General features: G+C 67.4%; 4 protein-coding genes. All 4 read left to right on the top strand.

The annotated features are described in order from the left end of the window. The first annotated feature begins 191 nt into the window (after nucleotides 1–191). A complete protein-coding gene (locus JNK68_13340) occupies nucleotides 192–2,357 on the top strand; it encodes a C1 family peptidase (protein MBL8541340.1) in 2,166 nt (721 codons plus the stop codon). 82 nt (nucleotides 2,358–2,439) lie between these two features. Next, a complete protein-coding gene (mfd, locus tag JNK68_13345) occupies nucleotides 2,440–5,889 on the top strand; it encodes a transcription-repair coupling factor (GenBank protein ID MBL8541341.1) in 3,450 nt (1,149 codons plus the stop codon). A 50-nt stretch (nucleotides 5,890–5,939) separates the two neighbouring features. After that, nucleotides 5,940–6,146 (top strand): heavy-metal-associated domain-containing protein, encoded by a 207-nt coding sequence (locus JNK68_13350; protein ID MBL8541342.1) that lies wholly within the window; start codon nucleotides 5,940–5,942, stop codon nucleotides 6,144–6,146. A 60-nt stretch (nucleotides 6,147–6,206) separates the two neighbouring features. Beyond that, a partial coding sequence (locus JNK68_13355; protein MBL8541343.1) for an EamA family transporter occupies nucleotides 6,207–6,857 on the top strand: 651 nt, incomplete at its 3' end.

A 6,857-nucleotide genomic window follows, 5' to 3' on the forward strand; every position in this document is an offset into this window, starting at 1 on the left:
GCACCCGCGTGCCAACCGGCGGGCGATCAGCCGAATAGCCTATCGGTGCAGATTTCCCCTCGATGGCCTATCGGTCAAATGGGGGATTTCAGACAACGTACTCCGATGACATAGTTTATTCTGTACCCTGGCGTTTCAGGTGGTACGAGCACGCCGACGCGGCTCCCAATAACGACGAACGAGGAGGCCCCATGCCACGCAAGACTGTCGCGATCGGAAACGAATCCATCGTCCTCGACGCCCGCCCCGATCGGCTCGATCTGCGCGACCGTCCGTACCAGCCGCTGCTCGGCAATCTCCCGTCGCAGCACCCGACGGACGAAGAGGTCGCGCAGTGGCTGCCTCAGTATGCCGAGTTGGGACTGATCCTCGATCAGGGCGCCGAAGGTGCCTGCACCGGCTTTGGCCTGGCAGCGGTGATCAACTATCTGCGCTTCCGGCGCGCCGCACACACAAAGAATGCCGCAGGGCTCATCCGCGTCAGTCCGGCGATGCTGTATCAACTCGCCCGGCTCTACGACGAGTGGCCGGGCGAAGACTACGAAGGGTCGAGCTGTCGCGGCGCGCTGAAGGGCTGGCATCGCCACGGCGTCTGCCGCGAGCTCTTGTGGCCGTACGCGGCCGGCAAGCATGTGACGCCTGCCGAGGATACGCAGCAACGCGACGACCCGAGCCGCAACTGGGATGTGGACGCCCTCGACTGCACGCTCGGAGTGTACTACCGGATCGACACCCGCTCGGTGGTGGACATGCAGGCCGCGATTCACGAGATCGGTGCGATCTACGTCTCGGCCACCGTTCACGAGGGCTGGGGTGTCCGTGCGCGCAGGCAGCTCGCCGGTCACGCCGATCTGGTGCGTGTCGCCCACGTACCGAAGCCGAAGAACGCTGGTGGCCACGCATTCGCACTCGTCGGCTACAACGATCTGGGCTTCGTCGTGCAGAACTCCTGGGGCGACGACTGGGGCTCGCGCGGTTTCGCGCTGCTGCCCTACGAAGACTGGGTCACGCACGGCGAGGACGCGTGGGTCTTCACGCTCGGCGTGCCACGGCAACGGGCGGTCGCCGTGGCGCGGAAAGGCGCGAACCGGACGCTGCGTTCGCCGCGCTTTCTCGTGCCCTCGGTGGACAAGGACACCACGGGCCTCGAACGACCGGTCGGACTGATCGCGGGCGATGACGCGTTCGCCCGCCGCTATCGCGGCGTGCCGCTTGCCGTACAGCCGCTCGAAACCGATGCTGCGTATCGCCACACGATCGTGCTCGACCGCGGTTTTCCAGTACGCAACGACATCACGGCGGAAGATCCGGCCGCTGCCGTCGCGGGGGCAGCGTTCGATCGTCCGCGCGCGTGGATGAACGACCACGCCAGCGACAAGCTACTCATTTATGCCCACGGCGGCCTCAACAGCGAAGGCGCCTCGATCACCCGCATCCGCGCCATCGCGCCGTATGCGCTCAATGCCGGGCTCTACCCGCTCTTCATCACATGGCGCAGCGGAGCGCTGGAGACTGTCTCCGATCTCGTCGAGGAAACGTTTGCGCGCACCGGCATCGCCGGCGAACCCGCACGCGGCTGGACCGAGCGCATCACCGAAAAGACCGACCGCCTGCTCGAGCCGCTGTTGCGCGGCCCCGGGGGTGCGCTGTGGGGACAGATGAAACTCAACGCCGACCGCGCCAGTGAGGCGGGCGACGGCGGCGTCCGCCTGATGGTCGAACGGCTGAAGGATCTGGCCCAAGCACGGCCGAAACTCGAGATCCACATGATCGGCCACTCGGCCGGCGCCATCGTCCTCGGTGCCATGCTGGCCCCCCTGCACGAGGCGGGGCTCAAGGTCGCGTCGCTGCGCCTTTTCGCCCCGGCCTGCACCATCCACTTCGCCCTCGACCACTACAAGCGTGCGGTCGACGCCAAGACGCTCGACCCCGAGCACTGGCACATCCACGTGCTGTCCGACAAGAACGAACGCGACGACAGCGTCGGGCCCTACCGCAAGTCGCTGCTGTACCTCGTCAGCCGCGCCTTCGAGGATATCCACAAGACGCCGCTGCTCGGCATGGACCGGGCCTTCGACCCGAGCTTCGCCACGCCCGACGCGAGCGACGACATGTGGGCGCCGGCCTGCATCGACGAAGTCCGCGATTGGCTAAAGTTCTGGTCCGGTCTCGGCATCGATCAGACAAATCGCGCCGATCATGTGCTGTCGCGGCCGAGCGTGTCGACCGGCGCCGACAGCATCCCGTCGGCGCACGGCTGCTTCGACAATGCGGTCGACATCATGGGCGACGCGCTCGGTTACGCGGTGGACCCCTCGAATCCGGTGCGCGTGAAGATCTACCGACTCGATTACTGATCGCCGCTGGCGCCGCTGCGCCGACTCCTTCGGAGCGCGGGCTTCGTCCCGCTTCTTTCCCTATAATGGGCGCCCTTTCACGATGCGCCCGATTCCCTTTCCCGTCGACCTGCCCGCGCCCGGCACGCGCATGCGCGCACCCGCGCTGCACGGATCGAGCGACGCGCTCTTTCTCGCAGAGCTCGCCGGACGCGCGCGTCCGCTGGTCGTGATCACCGCCGCGGCGCCCCAGGCACAGCGACTCAAGGCCGAGATGCCGTTCTTCGCGCCCGAACTCGAAGTGGCTCTGCTGCCGGACTGGGAAACGTTGCCCTACGACCAGTTCTCGCCGCATCAGGATCTGGTCTCGGAGCGGCTCGCCACACTCCATCGGATCACGCGCGACGACTGCGACGTGGTGCTGGTTCCCGTGGCGACCGCGCTCGGTCGCCTGCCGCCGGTCGAGTACCTCGCCGCCTACACGTTCTTCCTCAAGCAGGGCGCGAAGCTTTCCATCGACGCGCTGCGCGCACAGCTTGCGGTCGCGAGCTACGCGCACGTCTCGCAGGTGCTCTCGCCCGGGGAGTACAGCGTGCGCGGTGGCCTGATCGACCTCTTTCCCATGGGCAGCGCCCTGCCCTACCGCATCGACCTCCTCGACGACGAGATCGACAGCATCCGCACCTTCGACGTCGAAACCCAGCGCAGCATCTACAAGGTCGGCGAAGTCCGCCTGCTGCCCGCGCGCGAATTTCCGCTCGACGACGCGGGCCGCACACGCTTCCGCCAGAGCTTCCGCGAGCGCTTCGAGGGCGACCCGTCGCGCTCGCAACTGTACAAGGACGTGAGCAAGGGGCTCGCCCCGGCTGGCGTCGAATACTATCTGCCGCTCTTCTTCGAGCAGACGGCGACGTTCGCAGACTACCTGCCCGCCGGCGCGACGATCTGCCTGCACGGTGACATCGAATCCGCGGCGATGCAGTTCTGGCGCGACACCAGCGCCCGTTACGACGTCCTCAAGGGCGATCGCACGCGTCCCGTGCTGCCGCCACACGATCTCTACCTCGCGCCCGACGCGTTCTTCGGCGCCGTGAAGCCGCACCGGCGCATCGAAGTCGGCGGCCGACCGGATGCCGAGGGCAGCTTCACCCAGGCGCTCCCCGACCTGCAGGTGGATCGCCGCGCGGCAGAACCGCTCGCGAAGCTTGCAGCGTTCGTCGCGACCTCCGGGCTGCGCACCCTGATCCTCGCCGACAGCCTCGGCCGTCGCGAAACCATGGCGGCGTACTTCGCCGAGCACGGTCTGCGGCCGGTCGTGTGCGAAACATTCGACGCGTTCCTCGCCGCCGGCGATGCCGCGATGCTTGCGGTCGCGCCGGTGCTCAACGGATTCGCACACGCCGCCGCGGGCGTCGCCGTGGTCACGGAAGCCGAGATCTATCCGAGTGTCGCGCGCACGCGGAGCGGGCGTGAAGGCGCGCGCCGCACGACGACCGAGGGCATGCTGCGTGATCTCTCCGAGGTCAAGCTCGGCGATCCCGTGGTGCACGAACAGCACGGCGTCGGTCGCTATCGCGGACTCGTCAATCTTGATCTGGGCGATGGGGCGACCGAGTTCCTGCTGCTCGAATACGAAGGCGGGGACAAGCTCTACGTGCCCGTCGCGCAGCTCTTCCTCATCAGCCGCTACACCGGTGGACCCGCCGACGCCGCGCCGCTGCACAAGCTCGGATCCGACCAGTGGGAAAAAGCGAAGCGCAAGGCGGCGGCGCAGGTGCGCGACACGGCGGCGGAACTCCTCAACCTGTACGCACAGCGCGCCGCACGCGTCGGTCACGCCTTCAAGCTGTCGCAGCACGACTACGAAGCGTTCGCGGAGGGCTTTCCGTTCGAGGAAACACCCGACCAGCAGGCGGCCATCGAGGCGGTGCTCGGCGATCTGCAGCACGGCAAGCCGATGGACCGGCTCGTCTGCGGTGATGTCGGCTTCGGCAAAACCGAGGTCGCGCTGCGTGCCGCCTTCGTTGCCGTGAGCGAAGGGCGGCAGGTGGCCGTGCTGGTGCCGACGACGCTGCTCACGGAGCAGCACTTCAACAACTTCTCCGACCGCTTCGCCGACTGGCCGGTGAAGCTGGCGGAGCTCTCCCGCTTCCGCTCGGCCAAGGAAACTTCGCAAGCGTTGAAGGCCCTTGCGGAGGGCCGCATCGACATCGTCATCGGCACGCACAAGCTGCTGCAGAAGGACGTCAAGTTCAGGAACCTCGGGCTCGTCATCATCGACGAGGAGCATCGCTTCGGTGTGCGCCAGAAAGAACGGCTGAAAGCGCTGCGCGCCGAGGTCGACGTGCTCACGCTGACGGCCACACCGATTCCGCGCACGCTCGCGATGTCGCTCGAAGGGCTGCGCGATTTCTCCGTCATCAGCACGGCGCCGCAGCGGCGGCTCGCGATCAAGACCTTCGTCGCCCCGTGGTCCCCCAGCCTGGTGCGCGAGGCGCTGCTGCGCGAACTCAAGCGCGGCGGCCAAGTGTATTTCGTCCACAACGAGATCGAGACGATCTACGCCATGGAAGAAAAGCTCCAGGCGCTGCTGCCCGAGGCGACGATCCGCGTCGCCCACGGCCAGATGCGCGAGCGCGAGCTGGAGCACGCCATGCGCGACTTCCACCAGCAGCGCTTCAACGTGCTCCTGTGCACGACCATCATCGAGACCGGCATCGACGTGCCGAACGCCAACACCATCGTGATCAACCGCGCCGACATGTTCGGGCTCGCCCAGCTGCACCAGCTGCGCGGGCGCGTCGGCCGCTCGCATCACCAGGCCTACGCCTTCCTGTTCACGCCGGACGAGGGTGCCATCACTGCGCAGGCGAAGAAGCGGCTGGAAGCGATCCAGATGATGGAGGAACTCGGCGCCGGCTTCTTCCTCGCCATGCACGATCTCGAGATCCGCGGGGCGGGCGAAGTCCTCGGTGAATCGCAGAGCGGCGACATGCAGGAAGTCGGCTTCACGCTGTACGCCGACATGCTCGCGAACGCCGTGCGCTCGCTGAAGGCCGGGCGCGAGCCGGATCTCGCCGCGCCGCTGCGCGTGGCAACTGAGATCAACCTGCACGCGCCGGCACTCCTGCCCGCCGACTATTGCCCTGACGTGCACGAGCGCCTCGTCCTCTACAAGCGGCTTGCCAACTGCGAGACGAGCGAGGAACTCGATGCGCTGCAGGAAGAACTCATCGACCGCTTCGGACTCCTGCCCGATGCCGGCCAGACCCTGCTCGAATGTCACCGCCTGCGGCTGGCCGGCGAGCCGCTCGGCGTCACCCGCATCGATGCCACCGCCGATGCCGTCACGATCCAGTTCGTCCGGAACCCGCCCATCGATCCGGCGCGTATCATTCAGCTCATTCAGAGCAAGCGCGGCTACCGGCTCGCAGGACCGGATCGACTGCGGGTGGAGGCGACGCTCGCGACCGTCGCGGAACGTGCGCGGCGGGTGCGGGAGGTTTTCGCGGAACTCCGTGCACGCAGCGGCAAGACACCGGTGACCCATTGAGCAGGTGCGACCCGAGCGCTTCCAATTTCACTTTCATGGCGGACAATCGAATGGAAACCGTGACGATCAAGGTGGGCGGCATGACTTGCGGCGGCTGCGTGGCGAGTGTTACGCGCGTCGTGCAAGCCGTGCCGGGGGTTGAACGCGTCGATGTCTCGCTCGACCAGGGTGAGGCCGTGGTGAGCTACGACGGCACGAAGGTGCAGCCGGCGGCATTGCGGACGGCGATCGACGACGCCGGCTTCACGGCTGTCTGAGCATCGGCCGACGGTGCGCGACGGCCCGACATACTTCAAGACGCACCGGCAGAGCTACGGGTGACCGCTGCGGCGCTCGCGCTGGTGCTGGTGGCGGCGTTCACCCACGCGGGCTGGAACTATCTCCTCAAACGCTCCGGCGGCGGCACCGGCTTCGTCTGGCTGTTCGCCGCGATCGCTACGCTGCTGTATGCGCCTGTGGCGCTCGGCGTCTTTCTCTGGCTGCGGCCCACCCTCGGCTGGCTGCACTTCGCCGCTGCGGCGGCGAGCGCCCTCCTGCACACCGCCTACTACCTGCTGCTCGACCGCGGCTATCGTCACGGCGACCTGTCGCTTGTCTATCCGATCGCGCGCGCAACCGGTCCGCTGCTGACGGTGGGATTGGCGATGCTGTTGCTCGGCGAGCGCCCTGCCCCGCTGGCACTGGGCGGCGCGTTCCTGATCAGCGGCGGCGGGCTGATCCTGACCGGCGACCCGCGCGCGCTGCGCAGCAAGGGCATCGAACGCGCGGTGGTCATGGCGCTCGGCACCGGGGTCACGATCGCCGCCTACACGCTCGTCGACAAGGCAGCAGTGGCGCTGCTGCTGACACCGCCGATCCTGCAGGACTGGCTGACCAACGCCGGGCGCGTCGTGCTGATGGCGCCGCTCCTGCGCGGCCGCGGTGCGTCGGTGCGACAGGCATGGCAGCAGCATCGCGCCGACGTGATC

Source organism: Betaproteobacteria bacterium (assembly GCA_016791345.1).
In the GTDB taxonomy this organism is placed as follows: domain Bacteria; phylum Pseudomonadota; class Gammaproteobacteria; order Burkholderiales; family JAEUMW01; genus JAEUMW01.

Bases quoted from the DNA above. Each gene is read 5' to 3' on its own strand.
- JNK68_13340 (MBL8541340.1), top strand. From the start codon at position 192: ATGCCACGCAAGACTGTCGCGATCGGAAACGAATCCATCGTCCTCGAC.
- mfd (MBL8541341.1), top strand. From the start codon at position 2,440: ATGCGCCCGATTCCCTTTCCCGTCGACCTGCCCGCGCCCGGCACGCGC.
- JNK68_13350 (MBL8541342.1), top strand. From the start codon at position 5,940: ATGGAAACCGTGACGATCAAGGTGGGCGGCATGACTTGCGGCGGCTGC.